The organism is Actinomadura vinacea (genome assembly GCF_039532545.1).
GTDB classification, from domain to species: Bacteria; Actinomycetota; Actinomycetes; order Streptosporangiales; family Streptosporangiaceae; genus Spirillospora; species Spirillospora vinacea.
Map to the genome: position 1 here is coordinate 54,514 of NZ_BAAARW010000016.1, position 20,879 is coordinate 75,392.

A 20,879-nucleotide genomic window follows, 5' to 3' on the forward strand; every position below is an offset into this window, starting at 1 on the left:
GGCCGGTGGGGCGATGCCGGAGGCGAGCTTCACCGGTCAGATCGCGAAGCGATGTCGCGCTCGCGCCAAGCACGGTCAGGTGCGAGCCGCCAGGCGAGCCCCTGGGCCGGGGTTGCATAAGTACAGCCTCCCCCGCCGAGGCGCGGGAACCGGCCCATACTGGAGGTGAACTTGGCGGGTCGCGCGGGTACGAAGCGCCCGTAAGGTCTGAAAAGGGGTATGGCCGGAGCTCTTGGACCCTGGCGATCCGAGGATAGTGAGGTGCGGCGTGAGGCCAGACGGCGACCCCGAGCCCGATGACTACGGGCTGCCCCGAGTCGACGTCGTGGTGCCCGACGACGCACGCGAGCTCGACCGCGACGTGGTCGCCTACCACCGGGAGGAGCGCCGCCGCAGGCGCCGCGACCGCACCCGCCGGCTGCTGCGCCCGTTCACCCGGTACGGGGTGGCCATCCCGATCATCGCGGGGGCGCTGCTCGTGGCGCTGGTCAGCGGGGCGCTGATGACGGTGTTCGGGCCGCGGCCCGCACCCCGCCCCACCGGCAGCCTGCTGGCCCCGCACCCCTCGGCCGCGCCCGGCCGGCTCGGCGGCCTGCTGCCCGCCGGCAACGTCACCGAGGTCTCCGGCGAGCGCCGGACGACCGCGCTGCGCGAGCTGCGTCCGGGCGTGATCGGGATCGTGCCGCCGGCGTGCGGGTGCGAGCGGCTCGTGGCCGAGCTGGCCGCCCGGACCCGGGAGTACGAGCTGAACTTCTGGATGGCGGCCGACCGCCGCAAGGACCCGGCGCCCGCCGCCGAGACGCTCAAGGACCTCCAGGCGCTGGCGGGCAGCGCGCACGGCGGGACGCCCAGGATCATCGACGACGGCCAGGGCATCCTCGCGGGCACCTATGGCAGGCCCCCCGGCTCCCCGGGCCTCACGGCGGTGCTGGTGCAGCCGGACGGGGTGGTGGCGCACGTCCTGTACGCCCCGCAGCCGGGCCCCGAGCTCACCGAAAAGGTCAAGTCGCTCAGCTGAGCGGGTCCGGCAAAAGGCACCCCCGAACCGGATCACGCGTCTGATATCGCTACGCTTCCCCTGGCGTATCTCGCCAACCTGACAAAATCTCACCCCTTTCGCGAGGAGATCGACGCCGTGACCCGAAACAGCCGTCGAGTGGTCGCACTCGCCATCGCGGGCGCCGTCGCCATCGCGCCGGTGATCTCCGGCTGCGGCGCCGGCAGCGAACCCCAGAGTGCCGCTCCCACCCAGCTGACCGAGGGCGTGAACGCCTCGGTGCCCAAGAACGCCGCGACCCCGCAGGTCGACATCCGGAACATGTTCCTGCTCGGTCCCAAGCCCGACCAGAGGCTCGAGGCGGGCGGCTCGGTGCCGCTGTACGCCACGATCATCAACCAGGTCAAGGGGCGCGGAGACCGGCTGGTGAGCGTGAGCTCCCCGGACTTCACCCAGGCGCGGATCACCGGTAACGCGGTCACGCTGCCGGCCGCGCAGCCGTCCGGCGAGGGCACGCCGGTGACGTTGGTCGGCAAGGCCGCGGCGGCCCAGCCGAGCGGCCAGGCCGGTAGCCGGCCGAGCGGGCAGCCGAGTGGCCAGCCGAGTGGCCAGGCGAGCGGGCAGGCCGGCGAGCAGCCGAGCGGGCAGCCGAGCGGGCAGGCCGGCGAGCAGCCGAGCGGGCAGCCGAGCGGGCAGGCCGGCGAGCAGCCGAGCGGGCAGGCCGGCGAGCAGCCTTCGGGGTCGCCGCGGCCGGAGACGTCGGCTACGGGCACGGCGCGTGCGGAAGGGTCGGAGGCGGCCCCGTCCGCTTCGCCTAGCGGGTCGGCCGCCGCGGTGCCGCCGGGCGGCAACGCCCCGCTGATCGTGCTGTCGGGCTTGCGGGCCCCGCTGAACGGCGGCGAGCACCTCCGGGTGCAGCTGCGGTTCGAGCAGGCCGGCGGGATCGAGCTCTCCGTGCCGGTCGTGCCGCAGCAGGGCGAGTACGGCTCCTACACCGCGGTCTCCGCCGGCGTCCCGGTGCCCGGCGCGACCTCCGGCACGCCCGCGGCCCCGGGCGGCGGCCACGGCTCGACTCCGAGCGGCGGCGGCCACGGCAGCGCGTCGCCCAGTGCCTCGCCCTCGTCCGGCGAGACGCCCCCGGCCGGCGGGAACTCGGAGGCCCCCGCGCCGGAAGGCGGTCACTGAGCACCAAGCGGCGACGCGGCCCGCACGGCGACCTGCCGTACGGGCCGCGTTCCGTTTAGGGCTCGAACTTGTAGCCCAGGCCGCGGACGGTGACGATGAACCGCGGCGTGGACGGGGTCTGCTCGATCTTGGCGCGGAGCCGCTTGATGTGGACGTCCAGGGTCTTGGTGTCGCCCACGTAGTCGGCGCCCCACACCCGGTCGATGAGCTGCATGCGGGTCAGCACCCGGCCCGCGTTGCGCAGCAGGACCTCCAGCAGCTCGAACTCCTTCAGCGGGAGCTGCACGCCGTCGCCGCCGACGCTCACCACGTGCCGCTCGACGTCCATGCGGACCGGGCCGGCCTCCAGGATCGCCGGGGCCAGCTCCTCCACCTCGCCCTGGCGGCGCAGCACCGCGCGCATGCGGGCGATGAGCTCGCGGGTGGAGAACGGCTTGGTGACGTAGTCGTCGGCGCCCAGCTCCAAGCCGACGACCTTGTCGACCTCGCTGTCCTTGGCGGTCAGCATGATGACCGGGACGTTGGAGCGGGCGCGCAGCTCGCGGCAGACCTCGGTGCCGGGCAGCCCGGGCAGCATGAGGTCCAGGAGCACGAGGTCGGCACCGTTGCGCTCGAAGATGTCCAGCGCGTCGGGGCCGGTGGCCGCCACGGCGACCTCGAAGCCCTCCTTGCGCAGGTTGTACGACAGTGCGTCGCTGAACGACTCCTCGTCTTCCACGACGAGCACACGGGTCACGGTGTTGCCTCCCGGGCGGTCTCGCTGTCGGCTCCCCCTAGGGGCCGGTCGCTCTCGATGAACGCGAACTCGGTGAACGCGAACGCGGATGGGATGCTCATGGATGCCTGGTCATCGCGCCGGTTCCTTCAAGGTTTTCGGGGAATTTAGGGACATTCAGGGAGTGGGCGGGGTCGGGGAGGAGACGGACGTGCCGCCGCCGGGACGGTCGTCATGACCGGTCCCGGGCGGGCCGTCCTGCGGATCCGCCGGCGTGGGTTCGGTCTCGGGGCCCTCCGCCTCGGACGGCGGCGCCGCCGCGGGGCCGGCGCCGGGGTCGGGCGGCCGGGCGGGCTGGAGCAGCGGCAGCCTGATGGTGAACGTGGAGCCGGAGCCCTCCTTGCTCCACACCGTCACCTCGCCGCCGTGCTTGGTGGTGACGTGCTTGACGATGGCCAGCCCGAGGCCGGTGCCGCCGGTCTGCCGGGAGCGGGCCGGATCGACCCGGTAGAACCGCTCGAAGATCCGTTCCAGATCGCCGTCGGGGATGCCGATGCCCTGGTCGGTCACGTTGATCTCGACATGCAGGTCGTCGCAGCGCCGGGTGGCGACCACCACGCGGGTGTTCTCCGGGCTGTAGGCGACGGCGTTGTCGATCAGGTTGCGCAGCGCGGTGACCAGCAGCTCCTCGTCGCCGCGGACCCGCTGCCCGGCCTTGCCGCCGCCGGTCACCTCGATGTTCTTGGACGCGGCCTTGACCTGGCTGCGGTCGATCGCCTCCTCGATGATCTCGTCCAGGGAGACGGGGTGCAGTTCGGGCAGCGGCTCGTCGCCCTGGATCCGGGACAGCGTCATCAGATCCTGGACGAGGTTGGTCAGCCGCACCGACTCGTGCTGCATCCGCCCGGCGAAGCGGCGTACCGCCTCGGGGTCGTCGGCGGCGCCCTCGACGGTCTCGGCCAGCAGCGACAGCGCGCCCACCGGGGTCTTGAGCTCGTGGCTGACGTTGGCCACGAAGTCCCGCCGGATGGCCTCGACGCGGCGCATCTCGGTGAGGTCCTCGGCCAGTACCAGGACGAGCCCGTGCGTGCCGAGCGGGGCGACGCGGACCGCGAACCAGCGCCCGTCGGCGCGGTGCCGGCCGCGGGACCGGCCGACCTGTATCTCGGTCTCCCGGATCTCACCGTCGCGGCGCACCAGCCGGGCCATCGCCAGCAGCTCGTCGACGACCAGCCGGTCGCCGCTGACCACGCCGAACGCGCGTGCGGCGGAGCTGGCGCGCAGCACCAGGTCCTCGGCGTCCAGGACGACGGCGGAGGAGCGGAGCACACTGAGCACCGACGCGACGCCCGGTGGCAGCCCGCCCTGGGGCGCCGCCGGGGTCGCAACACGTTGGGCTCGCTCGCTCACGCGCACCGCCAATCCAGTCGCGAGCCCGATCGCGAGCCCGGCAAGCCCGGCCAGGCCTGCGACAATCTCGACCTCCACATCCTGGATCGTAAGTGCCCCACGGTCCGTTCCTGCACTATGGGGGTAGGGAACGTGGGCGCGTTCGCCCAAAGTTCACCTCTTTATCCGGGTTGGTTCATGCCGGTCGCAGAGGGTGTGGCGTGGGAGTGTACGCCTCACGGCCCAGCCGAAGCGTCCCCTATTGCACCATTCGTCACTCCATTTTACATTTACCCCACAAATAGCCCTCGATCTCACCCTGGGGAAACCAAATTGCGCGACGCGTACCACGAGGAGCTCGACTCCCTTTCCGACAAGCTGGTGGAGATGACCCGGCTGGTCCGCTCCGCGATGGCCCGTGCGGTGACCGCGCTGCTGGACGCCGACCTGCGGCTGTCGGAGGAGGTCATCAGCGGCGACGAGCACGTCAACAAGATCGACGCGGAGATCGAGGAGACCGTCTTCGACCTGATGGCGCGGCAGCAGCCGGTGGCCGGCGACCTGCGCACCCTCATCACCACCCTGCGGATGAGCGGTGACCTGGAGCGGATGGGCGACCTGGCCGTGCACATCGCCAAGACCGCACGGCGCCGGCACCCCGAGACGGCCGTGCCGCCGGAGCTGCAGGCCACGGTGCTGGAGATGGGCCAGATCGCGGAGCGCATGATCGCCAAGGCGGGCAGCGTGATCGCCTCGAAGGACGTCGAGATGGGCCTGGAGCTCGACGCCGACGACGACGCGATGGACCGGCTGCACCGCAAGCTGTTCGACATGCTGCTGTCGCCCAAGTGGAAGCACGGGGTGGAGCCGGCCGTCGACATCACCCTGGCCGGACGGTACTTCGAGCGGTTCGCCGACCACGCCGTGCACGTGGCCGAGAACGTCGTCTACCTGGTGACCGGCCAGCGCCCCGAAGAGATCATCGACCTCTCCTGATCGGCCCGGACGTGCGCCGGCGGGGCCCCGCGACCGTGCGGGGCCCCCGCCCTGGCATGTGCCAAGGTGCGCGAGGTACGCTCGGGCACCGCATGCTCCTGCAGGCGCAGGGCGGTCTTTCGCAGGAGCCGCCCTGCGCCTCAGGCAGGTGTGCGAACCGCCGTTACTTCTTCCTGCGGCCCCTGCCGCCCTTGGCCTTGCCCTCCGGGGCAGGAGCGGGCGCCGGGGCCGCCGACCCCGCCCCCTGGTTCTTGACCGCCTCGATGGCGGCCTTGGCGGCGGCCGGGTCGAGGTACTCGCCGCCGCGCTTGAGCGGGGCGAAGTCGTCGTCGAGCTCGTACACCAGCGGGATGCCGGTCGGGATGTTGAGGCCGACGATGTCCTCGTCGGAGACGTCGTCCAGGTGCTTGACCATGGCCCGCAGCGAGTTGCCGTGCGCGGCGACCAGCACGGTGCGGCCGGCGGAGAGCTCGGGGACGATCGAGTCGTACCAGTACGGCAGCAGCCGGTCGACCACGTCGGCCAGGCACTCGGTGCGCGGGATCAGCTCCGACGGCAGCCCCGCGTAGCGCAGGTCGTTCACCTGGGACAGCGGGTCGTCGTCCTTGATCGGGGGCGGCGGGGTGTCGTAGGAGCGGCGCCAGGTCATGAACTGCTGCTCGCCGAACTCCTCGCGGGTCTGCGCCTTGTTCTTGCCCTGCAGCGCGCCGTAGTGGCGCTCGTTGAGCCGCCAGGAGCGGCGCACCGGGATCCAGAGCAGGTCGGCCACGTCCAGCGCGATGTTCGCGGTGCGGATGGCCCGCTTCAGCAGCGAGGTGTGCACGACGTCGGGGGTGATGTCGGCGTCGAGCAGCAGGTCACCGCCCTTGGTGGCCTCGCCCTCGCCCTTGGTGGACAGGTCGACGTCCACCCAGCCGGTGAACAGCCCTTCGGCGTTCCACACGCTTTCGCCATGCCGGAGCAATACCAAGGTCGCCATGGCACCGAAGCCTATCGGCCCTTTCCCGGAGCGTCAGTCCGCGGTGCGGTTGGCCGGGTCGGCGAACGAGGCGAAGGCCCGGAGGTTGGCCAGGCTCTCCCCGCGCTTGACCCGCCAGTCCCATTCGCGCTGGATGGAGGACTTGAAGCCGCGCTCCAGGGCCTTGTCGAAGTTCTCGTCGGAGTAGGTCAGGACGCAGCCGAGCAGGCGGTCGATCTCGTCCGGGCTGATGGACGCGAGCGGCACCCGGCCGACCAGGTAGACGTCGCCGATCTCGTCCAGGGCGAAGCCGACGCCGTACATGCGGCCGTTGCGCTCCAGCAGGAAGCGGTAGAACTCGGCGTGGTTCTCGTCGGGACGGCGGCAGAAGAACGCCTCGACGTGCAGGCTGTGGTCGCCGATGATCAGCCAGGTCATGGTCGCCAGCTTGCGCTGCCCGGGGAGCTTGACGAAGAACGCTCCGGGCCGCGGGGTCTCGTACTCCAGCTCCGACGCCCGCAGCGTCTCCTCGATGACGGCCGTGTGGTCTTGGCCGGGCTCACTCACACGCTCGGTCATGCTGTCGCCTCCGCCGGGGTGAGATGGGACAGGGCACCGGTATACACCTCCAGGAGGCGGTCCACGGTGGCGTCCCAGCCGAAGCCGCGCGCGTGTCGGACGGCGTGCCGGGCGAGCCGGGCGCGGTGCGCGGGCTCGGCGTGCAGGCGGCGCAGGACGGCGGCGTAGTCGGCCGGGTCGTGGCCGCGGACCAGGATCCCGGACTCGCCGTCCCGGACGGCGGTGCGCAGCCCGCCGACCGAGGCCGCCACGACCGGGGTGCCGCAGGCCTGGGACTCGACGGCCACCAGCCCGAACGACTCGCTGTGCGAGGGGACGACGGTGACGTCCGCGGCGCGGTACCAGTCGGCCAGCTCGCCCTGCGGGACGGGCGGCTCGGACCGCACGACGTCGCCGATCCCGAGTTGGGCGGCGAGCGCCTCGAGCCCGTCGGGGCGGCAGCGGGCGCTTCCGCTGGGGCCGCCGACCACGGCCACGACGAGCCGTTCGCGGAGGGCGGGGTCGTCGGCGACCATGCGGGCGGCGGCGCGCAGCAGCACGTCGGGGGCCTTGAGCGGCTGGATCCGTCCGACGAAGAGGAGCACGTAGGCGTCCGGGGGGAGGCCGAGGCGTTGCCGGGCCGTGCCGGCGGCCGTGGACGGGAGGGCCGTCTCGGGCTGGAAGAGGGACAGGTCGGCGCCGGGGCTGACGGTCGCGACGCGGGCGGGGTCGGCGCCGTAGAGGTCGATCAGCTCGCGTGCCTCCTCGGCGGTGTTGGCGACGAGCTGGTCGGAGGCGGTGACCGCCTCCTCCTCGCCGAGCACCCGCTCCTCGGGTTCGGGGGCGTCGCCGTCGGCCAGGGCGGCGTTCTTGACCTTGGCCATGGTGTGCATGGAGTGCACGAGCGGCACGCCCCAGCGCAGCTTGGCGGCCTGCCCGGCCTGGGCGGACAGCCAGTAGTGGGTGTGGACGAGGTCGTAGTGGCCCGGGTCGTGGTCGGCCTCGGCGCGCAGGACGGCGGAGGTGAAGCCGCACATGTGGCGGGGCAGCGCGGTCTTCTCCAGTTCCTCGAACGGCCCGGCGACGACGTTGCGCACCAGGACGCCGGGGGCCAGTTCGGTGACGGGCGGGAGCGCCCGCGAGGTGGCGCGGGTGAAGATGTCGACCTCGACGCCGCGGGCCGCCAGCCGCCTGGCCACTTCCACGATGTAGACGTTCATCCCGCCCGCGTCGCCGGTGCCCGGCTGATCGAGCGGTGATGTGTGAACGCTGACCGTCGCGACCCGGTTGATACGACGCGGCACCCGACATCACCTCCGATGGTGCAACCTACCGATGGGAGGCGGTGTTCCCCGGATGTGGGGGTTCTTTACCTTTCGATGGGTTTTGTTAGGGGTGATGCGTCCCCGGGTAGAACGCCGGCCGCCGGGACTGGAAGGCTTGGCCCATGCGTAAGACGGCAGTGGTGACGGGAGCAAGCAGCGGCATCGGGGAGGCCACGGCCAGGCGGCTGGCCGCCGAGGGGTTCAACGTCGTCCTGGCGGCCCGGCGGCGGGACCGCCTGGAGGCCCTCGGCAAGGAGATCACCGAGGGGGTGCCCGGCGCGGGCCGGGTGGCGCCGATCACCCTGGACGTGACCGACCAGGCGTCGGTGGACGCGCTGGCGGCGGCGGTCGCCGACTGCCACGTGCTGGTCAACAACGCCGGCGGCGCGCTCGGTCTCGACCCGGTCGCCCAGTCCGATCCGGCGGACTGGCAGGCGATGTACGACAGCAACGTGCTGGGCCTGCTGCGGATCACCAAGGCGCTGCTGCCCAAGCTGATCGCGAGCGGGGCGGGCCACGTCGTCAACATCACCTCGCTGGCCGCGCACGTCCCGTACGAGGGCGGCGCCGGGTACAACGCGGCCAAGCACGCCGCCGCGGCGGTGCACAAGGTCATGCGGCTGGAGCTGGTGGCCGAGCCGGTGCGGATCACCGAGATCGCGCCGGGGCTGGTGAAGACCGAGGAGTTCTCGCTGGTCCGCTTCCGCGGGGACGAGGAGAAGGCCGCCGCGCCGTACCAGGGCGTGCCCGAGCCGCTGGTGGCCGACGACATCGCCGACTGCGTGGCCTGGGCCGTGACCCGTCCGCCGCACGTCAACATCGACCGGATCGACGTGCAGCCGCGCGTCCAGGCCACCGCGCACAAGGTCCACCGCACCGGCTGAGCCCGGCCCCGCGGGGCGCCGGGCGCGGATCATCCGTCCGTTCCCGGGTATGCGACACGCGAGGGGAGCTTTCGGGGGACGGAGCACGCCATGACCCAGCGGACTTTCGTACTGCCGCTCGATGACGCCGGAGCCGATCCCGCCGCCGTGGGCGGCAGAGGGGCCGAGGTGGCGCGGCTGGCCACGGCGGGGCTGCCGGTTCCCGAGGGCTTCCACGTCACCACCGGCGCCTACGACTACTTCGTGGACGACCACGGCCTGCGCGGGCAGATCCTGTCGATGGTGTCGCGGGTCGAGCCCGACCTGCCGGTGACGGCGGAGGCGGCGGCGCAGCGGATCGCGGCGCTGTTCGAGCGGCACGAGACGCCGATGGAAGTGGCCGGGCCGCTGCGCTGGGCGTACGCGGGGATGGGCGAGCAGGATCATCCGCTGGCGGTGCGGCCGTCGGCGCCGCCGGGGAACCTGCCGGACGCCCCGATCGCCGGACGGCACGACGCCCTGCTGGGGGTGCGCGGGGAGGCGGGGCTGCTGACCGCCGTCCGGCGCTGCTGGGCCTCGCTCTGGTCCGCCCGCGCCATCGAGTACCGCGCCCGCAACGGCGTCGACCACGGCGCGGCCACGATCGCCGTGCTGGTGCAGTCGCTGGTGCACGCCGACTCGGCCGGGCTGATGTCCACGGTGCCGCCCGCCGACGAGGAGGGCGAGCGCGGCCGGGCCGGGCGGATCCTGCTGCACGCGACCTGGGGCCTGGGCGAGCCGGTGGTCGCCGGACGGGTCACCCCTGACGCGGTCGTGGTGGAGAAGGGCAGCGGCCGCGTCGTCGGGCGGCGGATCGCGGACAAGACGACGATGACGGTCCCGTCCGAGCGTCCGATCGGCGGCGGCACGCTGGAGGAGCCGGTGCCGGACCGGTTCCGCCGCGAGCCCGTCCTCAACGCCGACCAGGCGGCGGCGCTGGCCCGGCTGGGCGAGCGGATCGAGGCGCTGTACGGGCGTCCCATGGACATCGAGTGGGTCCTGTACAAGGGCTACCCGTACATCATCCAGGCCCGTCCGGCCGCGAACGGAGGCGGCGCGCGGCAGCCGGCGTCCGGCACGGAGATGTGGAACGACAGCCTCGACGCGGACTACCTGTGGTCGAGCGCCAACATGGGCGAGGCCGTCCCGGACGTGATGACGCCGTGCACGTGGTCGCTGGTGCAGATGTTCATGCACGAGTCGATGGCGGTGCCCGCCGTCCGGGGGCATCGGGCGTACGGCAACATCGGCGGCCGTCTCTACATGAACCTGAGCGTCGCCGCCACGCTCACCGCCTTCTCGCCCGGGGCGGGCACGGACGTGCTCGAGGAGGCGTTCGGCCCGCTGCCGCGCGACGTCGAGATCCCGCGCCTGCCCGTGTCCAGGGCCGAGGCCGTCCGGGACCTGGTGCCGGCGATGGCGCGGACGGCACGCCGGGTGCGGGCCGCCCGCGTGCGGCTCCCCGACTTCCTGGCGTCGTCACCGGGCCGCTGCGCCGCACTGCGGGCCCGGATCAGGGAGGAGACCGATCCGGCGGCGCTGCTGCGCCTGTGGGGGCACGAGGTGCTGCCGCTGTTCGTGGACGCGTGCCACATGCTGGCGGCGGCACGGCGGGAGGGCGGCCCGTCGTTCGTCGCGATGCGCCGCGAGCTGGAGCGGCTGGCCGGCGAGGACGACGCGGACGCGATGCTCTCCGGGCTGGGCCGGCCGGGCGGGCCCGTCCTGGACGTCCTGGGGCCGGTGACCGGGCTGGCGCGGCTGGCCGAGGACGAGCTGGACGAGGAGGCCTACCTGCGGGAGTGGGGGCACCGCGGCCCCCACGAATTCGAGATCTCGCTGCCCCGCCCGGCCGAGGACCCGGCCTGGCTGGAGGAGCAGCTGGCGGCCGGGTCGGGACGGGCGGCGGCCGGGCGGTTGCGGACGCGGCGGGAGGCGAGCCGGGCGGCCTGGCACCGGTTCCGGTCGCGGCACCCGGACAAGGTGGCGGCGACGCGGCGCCGGATCGGGCGCTGGGCGCGGGCGGCGCACCACCGCGAGGCGGCGTTCTCGGAGGCAGTGCGGGTCTACTCGGTGCTGCGCGAGTTCGTGCTGCGGGCCGGGGATCTGACCGGCCGCCGCGACGACCTGTTCTTCCTGACCATCGACGAGATCCTGGCCGTCCTGGACGGCGACGCGCGGCCTCTGGAGCAGGTGTCGGTCCGGCGCGGGACGTACGAGCGCTACCGGGCGCTGGCCCCGTACCCGGCGCTGATCCGCGGCCGGTTCGACCCGGTGGCGTGGGCGGGCGGCCGGGTGCGCCGCACCGACTTCCACGACGCGGCCGAGCCGCTGGCGGAATACCCGCCCGAGCCGTCCGCGGGCGCGGCCGTCACGGGGTTCCCCGGCGTGGCCGGTGTCGTGGAGGGGACGGCGCGGGTCGTGCGGACGCCCGAGGAGGGCGGGGAGCTCGCGACCGGCGAGGTCCTGGTCGCGCACGTCGCCAATGTCGGCTGGAGCCCGCTGTTCCCGCGCGCCGCCGCCGTGGTCACCGATGTCGGCGCGGCGCTGTCGCCCGCCGCGATCGTCGCCCGCGAGCTGGCCGTCCCCGCGGTCCTGGGCTGCGGCACCGCGACGATGCGGCTGCGCACCGGCGACCGGGTGCGGGTGGACGGCGAGCGCGGCACCGTGGAGATCCTCAGCGACGCGGGCGGGGCGAGTCCGCGGGAGCGACTGCTGACCAGGGAAGGGTGACCTCGCCCAGCCGCCAGCGCGCCCGTCCGCCGTACGGGGGCCGGGTGAGCACCGGATGGGCGCGGGCCAGCAGCGACACCGCCTCGATCCAGCGCGCGCGGGGGCCGAACACCGAGTGCGGTGCGGCCATCGCCCAGCAGCGGTCGAAGTCGGCGAGGAGGGCGTGCACGCGCTCGCCGGGCACGTTGCGGTGGATGAGGGTCTTGGGGAGGCGTTCGGCGAGGTCGGACGGGCGCTCCAGCGTGGCGAGGCGGGCGGCGAACGTGATCGTCCGGGGGACGCCGTCCGCGCTCAGGGCGACCCAGACGGCACGGCGGCCGATCTCGTCGCAGGTCCCTTCGATCAGGACGCCCCCGGGCGCGAGCCGGGCGCACAGCTCGTCCCAGGCGCGCCAGGCGGCCGGCTCCTCGTACTGCCGCAGCACGTTGAACGCCCGGACCAGCGCGGGCGGCCGGTCGACGGGGAGTTCGAAGCCGCCGCGCCGGAACGACAGCCCGGCGTACGCGCCGTCCGCCGTGACGGCCTGCCCGGCCGCGACCCGTGCGGGTTCGATCTCGATGCCGACGACCTCCAGCCCCGGCCAGACGGCGCGCAGCCGCGCGTAGAACTCGACGGTGGTGATGGGAGACGCCCCGTAGCCGAGGTCGACGGCGAGCGGCCGCGCGTCCCGCAACGGCCCGGCGGCCTGTGTGGCGGCGATCCACCGATCGACACGCCGCAGCCGGTTGGGCGCGGTGGTCCCCCGGGTGACCTCTCCCCGGGGTTTCTCATGCGTACGGCCCACAGTGCGATTGTCGCCGACGCTTGCCGCTTCCGGTCACCCTCGGGACGCCCGTTGCCAACCGGGGCACCGTCCGTCACCGTCAGGGTTGCACCGGACAAGATCCTCAGTTCCCCCGGAGGCCCCCCGTGTCCGAGGTGTCCCGCCGCACGTTCCTGGGCCTGTCGTTCGCCGCCGCGGTGACCTGGTCGGTCGGCGAGGCGGTGCCCGCCTCGGCCGGATCGCCGGACGAGGTCGCCCGCCTCTTCCAGGTGCGGGGCGTCCGCCGGGCGCCGCAGGTGTTCCCGCAGAGCGTGGCGTCCGGCGACCCGAGCCCCGACGGTGCCGTCCTGTGGACGAGGGTCGCCCCCGAGGTGGCCGGGCAGGTCGCGTACGAGATCGCCGCCGACGAGTCCTTCGGCACCCCGCTGGTCCGCGGCGTCACCGCCGCCGAGGCCGACCGCGACCACACCGTGAAGGTGCGGGTCGCGGCGCAGGCGCTGCGCCCCTGGACGACCTACCGCTACCGCTTCATCGTCGGCGGCACCGCCAGCCGAACCGGCCGCTTCCGCACGCTCCCCGCGCCCGGCGCGACCCTGTCCGGCCTGCGCTTCGGCTACATCTCCTGCCAGGACTACACGAACGGCCACTACACCGCGCTGCGGCACCTGGCGGAGGAGGACCTCGACTTCGTCGTCCACCTCGGCGACTACATCTACGAGACCACCGCCGACGACGGCTTCCAGGGCGCCCAGATACGGGAGATCACGCTGCCGAGCGGCCGGACCACCGCCGAGAGCCTGGACGACTACCGCGCGCTCTACAAGGTCTACCGCTCCGACCCGGACCTGCAGCGGCTGCACGAGCGGTTCGCGATGATCCAGATCTGGGACGACCACGAGTTCGCCAACGACTCCTACGGCGCCTACGACACCGACACCGAGGACGAGGCCGCCAACCACGCGCCGGAGCGGAAGCTGGCCTCCGTGCGGGCCTGGTCGGAGTACTCGACGGCGGGTGCGCGCTTCGACCCGTCCGGCGGGCCGACCGGGGCGCTGACCGTCTACCGGAAGCTGAGTTTCGGCGGGCTGATGGACCTGGTCCTGACCGACGAGCGCACCTACCGCAGCAAGCCGCCGTGCGGGCTCGGGCTGCTCGACATGTACGCGACCGCGGGCTGCCCCGAACGGCTGAACCCGGAGCGGACCATGCTCGGCGCCGAGCAGCGCGCCTGGTTCACCGACCAGATGACCTCGTCCACCGCCACCTGGAAGGTGTGGGGGAACGAGGTGATGTGCATGCAGCTCAAGCTGATCGACATCTACCTCGAGCAGCTGTTCCCCGACCTGCCCGCCGCGCGCCAGGACGGGCGCTTCTCGGTGTTCCTCACCCTCGACCAGTGGGACGGTTTCCCGGCCGAGCGGGCCCGGCTGCTGAGCGCGTTCCGGAAGGTGCGGAACCTGGTCACGATCACCGGTGACCTGCACTCGTTCGGCGCCGGGTACCTGCGGCCCGACTTCGACGACCCGCTCCAGGCGCCGGTCGGGGTGAGCCTGCTGGGCGGCTCGGTGACCTCGGCGAACTTCGTCGAGATGGCGACCTTCGGGCAGGGCGGGCTGATCGTCCCGCCGGAGTCGGACCTCACATGGGCGCTGCGCGGCAGCAACCCGCACCTGGAGTACTTCAACTCCGCCGCCCACGGCTACGTGGTGATGGACGTGACGCCGTCGGGGATCACGGCCACGATGAAGGCCGTCCGGTCGATCCGCACCGCCGAGACGCCGCGCCTCCTGACGCTGCGCACCTTCCGCGTCGACGAGGGCCGTCCCAGCCTGTCGACAATGTCCGCGAAGTAGTGAATTTTCCGCTGTTTCCGGTCCCGTCCGTGTGCAAAAGTCATTTCTGATCACGGGCACGGGAGGCGTACGGGGTGTCGGGCGACAGGCTGAAGCCGCTCCCGTCGCTGCTCCCACTGGTCGCGGCCGGCCTGGGCCGAAGTCCTCGCAGAACACCGGGACGGCCGTGGTGGTGGGGGTCCTGCTGGTCGTCGCCCTCATCTGGGCGATCGCCAATAACCAGGACAAGCCGGACTCGCCGGCCACCGCCCAGGTGTCCTCACCGCGCCCGTCCGCCACCGAGCCGAGCACCCCGGCCCCCGATCCCACCTATGAGGCGTTCGACGAGGTCTCGTCCGGCGACTGCCTGGACGCGTACGCGGACCCGTACGACTTCTTGGAGTGGAGGGACCTTCCGAACGTGGTCGACTGCGACCGGAGCGACGCCTACGTCCGGGTGACCGGGGTGCACCGCAGCCTCGGCGAGTGCGACGCCGACGACCTGGAGGGGGAAGATCAGTGGGGCTACTCCGGCGGCGGTGATCGGATCTACCTCTGCCTGGAGCGGCAGTTCCGCGTGGGCGAGTGCTTCCTGGGCGAGAAAGGCGAGCGGGAGGGCCGCATCTACATCACCCGCCACGGTCTGATGACCTCGTGGGACTGCGGTAAGAACACCCTCCCGAAGAAGTTCGACCACGTCCTCCAGGTCACCGCGCTCACCAGCGGTCGCTGCCCCAGCGGCTCCCTTTCCTGGGACTTCCGCGACGGCAACCTCTGCGCCCGCGCCGTCTGAGGGACCGCCTCGCAGGGCCCCCGGACGCTATCGTACGATATCTTGTACGAGTCAAGGGAGGGGGCGGCAACCATGTCCATTACCGCCAGCGAAGCACGCCAGAACCTGTTCCCACTGATCGAGCAGGTCAATGAGGACCACGCTCCGGTACACATCACCTCCCGCAGGGGGAACGCCGTCCTGATGTCCGAAGAGGACTTCAACTCCTGGACGGAGACAGTGCACCTGCTGCGCTCCCCGAAGAACGCCCGGCGCCTGCTCGACTCCATCGCCCAGGCGGAAGTCGGCAAGGCCCAGCGGCATGAACTGATCGACCCCGACGCGGAGCGTGCGTGAAGATCTCGTTCACGTCGCACGCCTGGGAGGACTACACCTACTGGGCCGAAAACGACCGCAAGACGGTCAAGCGCGTCAACAAGCTGATCGACGACACGATGCGCGATCCCTTCAAGGGCATCGGTAAGCCGGAGCCCTTGAAGGGCGACCTGTCGGGCTACTGGTCCCGGAGAATCGATGACACGCATCGACTCGTGTACAAGCCGACCGACGACGAGTTGATCATCGTCCAGGCGCGATACCACTACTGACGCCCCGCCGCTCCCGCTCCTGGGACTTCCGCGGCGGCAACCTCTGCGCCCGCGCCGTCTGAGCAGACGGCTTCGTAGATTCCTGGTGCCGAAATGCTTCGAACCCGCGCCATGCCAAGCCTCTGCGCCCTGATGACGTGCAGAGTTACGAACTCAGGCGAAGGTCGCGGCTTCCAGCATCGCGATGAGTGACTCGGCTCCGGCCTCAACGTCATAGTCGGCGTCCTGCAGTCGCTCGCCGATGATCGCGTCGATCGCCCCGCCGACGATGAGCGCGAGCGTGCGCGGGTCCGTCCCCGGATCTTGTCCGCGGGCCTTGCGGGCGTCCTGGAGGATGGCGGCGAGCGGCTTCCAGCGGGCTCCTGAATCGGGACGGTCGTCGTTGATCATCGCCTCGATGAGGACGCGGGCGTGGTCCGGGCGGTCGGCCATGTGCCCGACCATCCGCCGCACGTAGGCGGCCGGAGCCTGGTCGGCCGGCGCCGCGTCGACCGCCGCCCCGACGTCGGCCACGAGCGCGCTCAGCACGTGCGCGTGAGCCGCCGCCATGACCGCGTCCTTGGAGGCGAAGTGGTAGAGCACCGCACCCTTGGTGATCCCCGCGGCCTGCGCGATCGACGCCAGCGACGTGGCGGCGTATCCGCGCTCGGCCACCAGGCCGATCGTGATCTCGATGAGCTGGCCGCGCCGTGCCTGCTCGATGAAGCTGAGCGGCTTCTCCCCGGTGCCCGGCGCCGCACGCCTCGCTGCCATGCGACGAAGGTACCCCACCTACGCGTATCCTGACCACAGATCAAAAAACTGACCGACGTTCAGCAGGAGGGATTCGATGGATGATGTCGAGCAAGCGGCGCAGCCGCCCGCGAAGAAGCGCCGCATGTTGAAGATCACGGTCGGCATCCTCGTCGTGGCGGTCGTCGTTCTGGCCTTCGCCCTGCGCAGGCCGTCAGCGGTGGGGCACTGGAGCGGCGCCGCGGGCCACGCGGACTTCATGGCCGCCTACGACAAGGCGATGGCGGACATGCCGAAGCCCGCCCAGACGATCGACGTGCGCACCGGTTTCGGATTCGTGCGGGCCTACCGGTACGAGGGCGCCTCCGACCGGACCGAGCCGCTGGTGCTGCTGCCCGGGCGGGCGTCCGCGTCGCCGGTGTGGGCGGACAACCTGCCGCACCTGCTCAAGCTCGGCGACGTCTACACGATCGATCTACTGGGCGAGCCGGGCAAGAGCGTGCAGGAGGCGCCGATCACCTCCGCCACCGACCAGGCGGCGTGGCTGGACCAGGTGCTCGCCCAACTGCCGGAGAAGTCCTTCCACGTGGTCGGGCTGTCGATCGGCGGCTGGACGGCCACGAACCTCGCCGTCCACAAACCGCGGCACGTCGCCACCCTGACACTGATCGACCCCGCGTACACGTTCTCGAACATCCCGGTCGGCACGGCGATCCGCGCCATCCCCGCCTCCGTGCCGTGGCTGCCGAAGTCCTGGCGCGACTCGTTCAACTCCTACACCGCCGGCGGCGCCCCCGTGGAGGACGTGCCGGTGGCGGACATGATCGAGTCCGGGATGAAGAACTACACGCTGCGCCTGCCGCAGCCCAAGCTCATCGGCGAAGGACCGCTGGGCCGTCTGAAGATGCCGGTGCTGGCGATCCTGGCCGGCAAGTCGGTGATGCACGACGTCGGCGACTCCCGCAAGGTCGCCGAGCGTGTGCTCCAGAACGGGACAGTGAAGATCTACCCGAACGCCTCACACGCGATCAACGGCGAGCACCCCCAGGAGGTCGCCGCCGACCTCGCCGCCTTCCTGGACGCCAATTGAAGCCCGCCGGTTGTTCCCTCTCATCGCCTACATCTCCCCGAGGACTTGGGTTCGCGGCGAAACCAAGGGACGACGTACGGCTCGGCAGGCCGACCGGGGGCAGTGAACGCATCGGCAGGGAGACCGTCGACGAGCAGCGGCGGACGCCGCGCTTGCGTTCGAGCGCGCTCGAACTCCTAGCGTCGCCGGCATGACATCTCAACCAGGGACTCAGCGGACATGGATCATCACCGGCGCGTCGGCGGGCTTCGGCCGTGCCATCGCCGAGTGCGCGGTCGGGCGGGGCGACAACGTGGTGCTGGTCGTGCGGCGGCCCGGGTCGGTGGCCGACCTCGCGGACGCCCACCGCGACCAGGTGCTGGTCGCCGAGCTCGACGTGCGTGACACCGGGCGCGCCGGGGACGTCGTATGGTCGGCGGTCGACCGGTTCGATCGGGTGGACGTGCTGGTGAACAACGCCGGCCGCGGGGTCATCGGCGCGGCCGAGGAGGTCGGCGAGGAGGAGCTTCGCGCGTCTTTGGAACTGCACCTGCTGGGTCCGGCGGCGCTCGTGCGGGCCGTCCTGCCGTACTTTCGCGAGCAGGGGGCGGGCACGATCGTGCAGATGAGCAGCCAGGGCGGGCGCATCTCCTTCCCCGGTGTCGGCGCGTACTCGGCCGGCAAGTTCGCGCTCGAAGGCTGGTCGGAGGCGCTGGCCGGCGAGGTCGCGCCGTTCGGGGTCCGGGTGATGATCGTCGAGCCGAGCCGGTTCCGCACCTCGTTCAACGCGCCCGACGTGCTCGGGTTCGCCGACGCCGGCGCCGCGTACACCGAGCTGCTGGGGGCCGTCCGCAACGACATGGCGAGCGCCGACGGGATTCAGGAGGGCGATCCAGTACGGGCCGCGGAGATCATCGTGGACCTGGTCGCCGGTGACGAGTTGCCGCTGCGCCTTCCGCTCGGGCGTGAGGCGGTCGAGCGCATCGGAAGGTCCTACCGGCAGAACCTGGAGGAGCTCGAACGCTGGGCCCCTACCGCGCGTGCCGCCGACTTCCCCGGCGCCACCGCATCCGCCCGGCCGATCTAGAGTGTCGCCATGGCCACCGACGATCTGATGTCGAAGGCGCTCACCGCCCTCGACGAGGTCGACGGCCCGATGTCGGTCGAGGTAATCCACCGCCTCGTCGACGTCAGCGCCGCCGCCGACCCCATGACCATCAGGGAGGTCGCCGACCTGCTCGACATGTCGCCGCACACGCTGCGCTACTACGAGCGGATCGGGCTGGTCGAGGTGGGCCGCGACGCCAGCGGCCACCGCAGCTACGACGCGGAGGCGGTACGGAGACTGGTGTTCCTGACCCGCATGCGCCTGTCCGGGATGGCCATTCGCGACCTTCAGCACTACGTGCGGCTGGCCGACGAGGGCGACGACACCGTCCCCGAGCGCCTTGACCTGCTGCTCGAACACCGCGACACGATCCGCCGGCAGCTCAAGGAGCTGACCCTGTCGCTGGCGGCGACCGAATACAAGATCGCCACCTACGGCGGCCACACCGGCCCGTCGTCAGCTGGGAAGGCCTGACCCGTCGCCCAGTCGGCACGGTCACCCTCGTCTTCATCACTTCGGCGAAGACATCGGCGACGAAGAGGAACCTTCACGCTTCCTGAAGTCCCCGTGCTCCCGCAATCGGGGAGCAGAGAGAAGACCAGGTCACAGGTGAGAAGGGGTGCAGCCGGACCGCCAGTTGACGCGGGAACTGCGAGGTTATTTCTTACTGGGAATACTCGGGTTCGACGGCCGAGACTTTCGTCTGGTTGTCGGCTCGCCCCTCGGCGAAGGTGACCGTGGTGGCGAGCAGCGCCAGGACGGCGGCGGGAACGCCGAGCAGGGTGATCGAGAGCCGGTCTTGGGACAGACCGCCGAGTACGCCTCCTATCGCGACGCCGACGTAGATCGCGGAGGAGTTGAGGCCAAAGAGCAATGGTGCTGAGGCGGGCGCGATCGTCACCAGCCGGTGTTGCTGCACCACCGACGCCATTCCGTCGGTGGCTCCCCAGATGGCGGCCCAGACGGTGGCGGTGATCAGGTGGCTGACGGTGAGCGGGCTGATCGCGAGCAGCACGGTGCCGCCGACGAGTGCGGCGAGCGAGACTCCAAGCGCTGGAAGCTTGTCCACCAGGTAGCCGGAGAGGAAGTTGCCGGCCAGGACTCCGGCACCCCAGGCGAGCAGGATCACGGTGAGCGCCTGAGGGAACGATCCTGTCGTGGCTTCAGCGGTCATCGCGCCGATGTAGGTGTAGACGGCGTAGTGGCCGGCCATCACCAGCAGCGTCGCCACCAAGATGATGAGCACCTTGGTCTGGCGCAGCGGAGCCAGACGTGCGGTCAGGCTCGTCGCAGGCAACGCCACCTTGGGCAACGACACCGAGATACCGATGGCGGCAACGACGCCCAGGGCGGCGACGGCCCACAGTGTGAGGCGCCAATCGACGCTGCCGATCAAGTTGCCCAGTGGCATGCCCAGCGCGGTGGACAGGGTCAATCCACCGATGACCAGCGCCATCGCACGGCCCCGGCGTTCTTCGGGCGTGATCGCGACAGCTGCGCTCGAGGCGGAGGCCGTGATCGTAGCGGCACCGAGGGCGGCGAGAATCCGAGCTGACAGCACGATCGGATAGTTCGGGCTGAGCGCGGTCGCGACGTTGCCGAGGACGAACACGATCAGCGCCAGTTGCAGAGCCTTGCGGCGATCCAGCGGGCTCAGCAGCCAGCTCAACACCGGCGCCGCGACAGCAAGTGTCAACGCGAACACCGTCACCAACTGCCCGGCCGCAGGGATGCTCACGTCAAGGTCGGCGGCGATGGCCGGCAAGAGCCCGGCCATCACGAAGGCGTCGGTACCGACCGCGAAGGTGGCCAGCGCCAGCGGAAGCAGCGGCCGCACGAGGTGCCGGGACCCCTGTGGACCTGATTCTCCGGTATCGATGCGACTCAAGCGTGGTCTCCTGCCTCTTGGGACAGGCTGAACTCCACGTCCTGATCATCGGTGCAATGGGCGTACGCACCGGACGGGATCGTCACGGGTTCCTCTGCCGTACCGCCAAGTGCGCGCACCCGAGCGACAGCGGCTTCGATGTCATCGACGGCGAAGAAGATCCGCGGGTGTCGCGACGAATCATCGTGCGGTGCGCCGCCCATCGGCTCGGGCCCCTGGATCATCGAGTAGCCCGGGAAGTTGCCCTCGTAGAACGTCCAGCCGAACAGCGAGCCCCAGAACCGCCGGGTCGCCGCGATGTCACTGCTCGGCACCTCGAAGTACGTGACGTTTCCGCTCATGACTTGGCTCC

21 protein-coding genes are annotated in these 20,879 nt (G+C 71.6%); 12 read left to right on the forward strand and 9 right to left on the reverse strand.

What is annotated here, in order from left to right; genetic code table 11:
* The first annotated feature begins 268 nt into the window (after positions 1 to 268).
* Together ABD340_RS21520 and ABD340_RS21525 are read left to right on the forward strand one after the other, a co-directional pair.
* On the forward strand, positions 269 to 1,018 hold the full coding sequence (locus ABD340_RS21520; protein ID WP_344591060.1) for a hypothetical protein: 750 nt from the start codon (positions 269 to 271) through the stop codon (positions 1,016 to 1,018).
* A 117-nt stretch (positions 1,019 to 1,135) separates the two neighbouring features.
* Positions 1,136 to 2,182, forward strand: coding sequence for a hypothetical protein (locus ABD340_RS21525; RefSeq protein WP_344591062.1), 1,047 nt, complete (start codon positions 1,136 to 1,138; stop codon positions 2,180 to 2,182).
* Positions 2,183 to 2,237: 55 nt separating this feature from the next.
* On the opposite strand, the gene ABD340_RS21530 is transcribed toward ABD340_RS21525, so the two are convergent.
* Positions 2,238 to 2,909 carry a response regulator gene (locus tag ABD340_RS21530; RefSeq protein ID WP_486303564.1) on the reverse strand — a complete coding sequence of 224 codons (672 nt, stop codon included), beginning with the start codon at positions 2,907 to 2,909 and terminating at the stop codon, positions 2,238 to 2,240.
* 165 nt (positions 2,910 to 3,074) lie between these two features.
* Positions 3,075 to 4,385, reverse strand: coding sequence for a sensor histidine kinase (locus ABD340_RS21535; RefSeq protein ID WP_344591064.1), 1,311 nt, complete (start codon positions 4,383 to 4,385; stop codon positions 3,075 to 3,077).
* A 234-nt stretch (positions 4,386 to 4,619) separates the two neighbouring features.
* Between ABD340_RS21535 and phoU the strand changes: the two genes are divergently transcribed.
* Positions 4,620 to 5,282 carry a phosphate signaling complex protein PhoU gene (phoU, locus tag ABD340_RS21540; RefSeq protein WP_344591065.1) on the forward strand — a complete coding sequence of 221 codons (663 nt, stop codon included), beginning with the start codon at positions 4,620 to 4,622 and terminating at the stop codon, positions 5,280 to 5,282.
* Positions 5,283 to 5,445: 163 nt separating this feature from the next.
* On the opposite strand, the gene ABD340_RS21545 is transcribed toward phoU, so the two are convergent.
* Genes ABD340_RS21545 through mshA form a run of 3 tightly spaced genes read right to left on the reverse strand, consistent with a single transcriptional unit; the run spans position 5,446 to position 8,102 of the window.
* Positions 5,446 to 6,261, reverse strand: coding sequence for a phosphoglyceromutase (locus ABD340_RS21545; RefSeq protein WP_344591067.1), 816 nt, complete (start codon positions 6,259 to 6,261; stop codon positions 5,446 to 5,448).
* Between the two features lie 33 nt (positions 6,262 to 6,294).
* Entirely contained in the window at positions 6,295 to 6,819 is a 525-nt protein-coding gene (locus tag ABD340_RS21550) for a type III secretion system chaperone family protein (RefSeq protein ID WP_344591068.1), read from the reverse strand.
* A complete protein-coding gene (mshA, locus tag ABD340_RS21555) occupies positions 6,816 to 8,102 on the reverse strand; it encodes a D-inositol-3-phosphate glycosyltransferase (protein WP_344591069.1) in 1,287 nt (428 codons plus the stop codon). The genes ABD340_RS21550 and mshA overlap by 4 nt, the downstream gene beginning before the upstream one ends.
* A gap of 143 nt (positions 8,103 to 8,245) precedes the next feature.
* On the opposite strand from mshA, the gene ABD340_RS21560 reads away from it, so the two are divergent.
* Together ABD340_RS21560 and ABD340_RS21565 are read left to right on the forward strand one after the other, a co-directional pair.
* Positions 8,246 to 9,007 (forward strand): SDR family NAD(P)-dependent oxidoreductase, encoded by a 762-nt coding sequence (locus ABD340_RS21560; protein ID WP_344591071.1) that lies wholly within the window; start codon positions 8,246 to 8,248, stop codon positions 9,005 to 9,007.
* Between the two features lie 90 nt (positions 9,008 to 9,097).
* Positions 9,098 to 11,755, forward strand: a complete 2,658-nt coding sequence (locus ABD340_RS21565; protein ID WP_344591072.1) for a PEP/pyruvate-binding domain-containing protein — start codon at positions 9,098 to 9,100, stop codon at positions 11,753 to 11,755.
* On the opposite strand, the gene ABD340_RS21570 is transcribed toward ABD340_RS21565, so the two are convergent.
* Positions 11,700 to 12,539: a class I SAM-dependent methyltransferase gene (locus ABD340_RS21570; protein ID WP_344591073.1), complete on the reverse strand. Its 840-nt coding sequence runs from the start codon at positions 12,537 to 12,539 to the stop codon at positions 11,700 to 11,702. The two genes, ABD340_RS21565 and ABD340_RS21570, sit on opposite strands and share 56 nt — an antisense overlap.
* 125 nt (positions 12,540 to 12,664) lie before the next feature.
* On the opposite strand from ABD340_RS21570, the gene ABD340_RS21575 reads away from it, so the two are divergent.
* The 4 genes from ABD340_RS21575 (at position 12,665) to ABD340_RS21590 (ending at position 15,730) form a co-directional block, all read left to right on the forward strand.
* Positions 12,665 to 14,371 (forward strand): alkaline phosphatase D family protein, encoded by a 1,707-nt coding sequence (locus tag ABD340_RS21575; RefSeq protein WP_344591074.1) that lies wholly within the window; start codon positions 12,665 to 12,667, stop codon positions 14,369 to 14,371.
* A 166-nt stretch (positions 14,372 to 14,537) separates the two neighbouring features.
* Positions 14,538 to 15,143 (forward strand): hypothetical protein, encoded by a 606-nt coding sequence (locus tag ABD340_RS21580; protein WP_344591075.1) that lies wholly within the window; start codon positions 14,538 to 14,540, stop codon positions 15,141 to 15,143.
* A 72-nt stretch (positions 15,144 to 15,215) separates the two neighbouring features.
* Positions 15,216 to 15,479 carry a type II toxin-antitoxin system Phd/YefM family antitoxin gene (locus ABD340_RS21585; protein ID WP_344591076.1) on the forward strand — a complete coding sequence of 88 codons (264 nt, stop codon included), beginning with the start codon at positions 15,216 to 15,218 and terminating at the stop codon, positions 15,477 to 15,479.
* Positions 15,476 to 15,730, forward strand: coding sequence for a Txe/YoeB family addiction module toxin (locus ABD340_RS21590; protein ID WP_344591078.1), 255 nt, complete (start codon positions 15,476 to 15,478; stop codon positions 15,728 to 15,730). Before ABD340_RS21585 ends, ABD340_RS21590 begins: the two co-directional genes overlap by 4 nt.
* Positions 15,731 to 15,883: 153 nt before the next feature.
* On the opposite strand, the gene ABD340_RS21595 is transcribed toward ABD340_RS21590, so the two are convergent.
* On the reverse strand, positions 15,884 to 16,483 hold the full coding sequence (locus ABD340_RS21595) for a TetR/AcrR family transcriptional regulator (RefSeq protein ID WP_344591079.1): 600 nt from the start codon (positions 16,481 to 16,483) through the stop codon (positions 15,884 to 15,886).
* A gap of 76 nt (positions 16,484 to 16,559) precedes the next feature.
* Between ABD340_RS21595 and ABD340_RS21600 the strand changes: the two genes are divergently transcribed.
* The 3 genes from ABD340_RS21600 (at position 16,560) to ABD340_RS21610 (ending at position 19,113) form a co-directional block, all read left to right on the forward strand.
* Complete coding sequence (locus tag ABD340_RS21600; protein WP_344591080.1) at positions 16,560 to 17,552, forward strand: alpha/beta fold hydrolase; 993 nt, start codon at positions 16,560 to 16,562, stop codon at positions 17,550 to 17,552.
* 190 nt (positions 17,553 to 17,742) lie between these two features.
* A complete protein-coding gene (locus ABD340_RS21605) occupies positions 17,743 to 18,618 on the forward strand; it encodes an SDR family NAD(P)-dependent oxidoreductase (protein ID WP_344591081.1) in 876 nt (291 codons plus the stop codon).
* Between the two features lie 9 nt (positions 18,619 to 18,627).
* Positions 18,628 to 19,113, forward strand: coding sequence for a MerR family transcriptional regulator (locus tag ABD340_RS21610; RefSeq protein WP_344591083.1), 486 nt, complete (start codon positions 18,628 to 18,630; stop codon positions 19,111 to 19,113).
* A gap of 190 nt (positions 19,114 to 19,303) precedes the next feature.
* Here ABD340_RS21610 and ABD340_RS21615 read toward each other — a convergent pair whose 3' ends face one another.
* Both ABD340_RS21615 and ABD340_RS21620 read right to left on the reverse strand, forming a co-directional pair.
* Complete coding sequence (locus tag ABD340_RS21615) at positions 19,304 to 20,527, reverse strand: MFS transporter (protein ID WP_344591084.1); 1,224 nt, start codon at positions 20,525 to 20,527, stop codon at positions 19,304 to 19,306.
* Positions 20,524 to 20,868: a VOC family protein gene (locus ABD340_RS21620; protein ID WP_344591086.1), complete on the reverse strand. Its 345-nt coding sequence runs from the start codon at positions 20,866 to 20,868 to the stop codon at positions 20,524 to 20,526. Before ABD340_RS21620 ends, ABD340_RS21615 begins: the two co-directional genes overlap by 4 nt.
* Between the last annotated feature and the right edge of the window lie 11 nt (positions 20,869 to 20,879).